Source organism: Spiribacter sp. SSL99 (assembly GCF_009805925.1).
Taxonomy (GTDB): Bacteria; Pseudomonadota; Gammaproteobacteria; order Nitrococcales; family Nitrococcaceae; genus Spiribacter; species Spiribacter roseus.
On record NZ_MAOM01000014.1, the window covers coordinates 1 to 542 of the forward strand.

1 protein-coding gene is annotated in these 542 nt (G+C 62.7%); it reads left to right on the top strand.

The window, feature by feature from the left end:
* Positions 1 to 542 (top strand): IS3 family transposase (locus tag BA899_RS03690; protein WP_159299765.1); only part of this gene is annotated, 542 nt, incomplete at both ends.

Here is a 542-nt window from a genome sequence, read left to right on the forward strand (position 1 = left end):
GCGCTGATGTGGCAGATCGACAAGCAGTACCTGCGCACACCGTTCTTCGGCTCCCGGCAGATGACCCACTGGCTCCAGCGCCAAGGCTATCGGGTCAACCGCAAGCGCATCCAGCGGTTAATGCGACTGATGGCCCTGCAGGCGACCGTGCCGGGGCCTCACACCAGTCGACCGCACCCGGAGCATGCGGTCTACCCGTATCGGCTGCGCGGACTCGCCATCGAGCACAGTTGCCAGGTCTGGTGTGCCGACATCACCTATATCCCGATGCGGCGCGGGTTCATGTACCTGATGGCCGTGCTCGACTGGTTCAGTCGTTATGTTGTCTCATGGCGCCTGTCGAACACGCTCGACACCGGCTTTTGCGTCGAAGCGCTGGATGCGGCCCTCGATCAGGGTCAGCCGCTGATCTTCAATACCGATCAGGGCGCGCAGTTCACCAGCACCGAGTGGATCGAGCGACTCAAGGCATGGGACATCCTGATCAGCATGGATGGCCGTGGCCGGGCCCTCGACAATGTCTTCGTCGAGCGACTGTGGCG